This is a genomic window from Corynebacterium sp. MSK041, from assembly GCF_030232265.1.
Classification (GTDB): Bacteria; Actinomycetota; Actinomycetes; order Mycobacteriales; family Mycobacteriaceae; genus Corynebacterium.
The window spans coordinates 1-323 of sequence record NZ_JASPJK010000066.1 but is presented as its reverse complement, the minus strand read 5'-3'; the positions used below and the strand labels follow the sequence as shown (position 1 = coordinate 323).

Here is a 323-nt window from a genome sequence, read left to right as displayed (position 1 = left end):
TCAGTGGTGTCCACCTCTGTGACATCAAGGGGATAATCCAACTCTTCAGGCACAAACCCCGGCAAACCCGGGCGGTAGTCACCGTGAATGACTGCAGTGTGCTCGATGTTAAAACCAGGCCAGTCATCAGATAGTTTACCATCACGAATAAACGGCCCACCTTTAGTAAAAGCAGTGTTCAACAGCGGAAACGGCGGGATAATCCAACGACTCGTTGTGGTGTGTGCCTCCGGGTCAAGGCCAAGTACACGCACATTGTCATCAGTAAGCGGCACAGCAACTAAAGACGGGCCAATCTGCCGAAACTTAGTCGCATAAATATG

Annotated in this window: 1 protein-coding gene; it reads right to left on the bottom strand. The window is 50.8% G+C overall.

Translation table 11 applies throughout. From position 1 onward, the window contains the following. A partial coding sequence (locus QP968_RS11210; protein WP_284856470.1) for a hypothetical protein occupies positions 1 to 323 on the bottom strand: 323 nt, incomplete at both ends.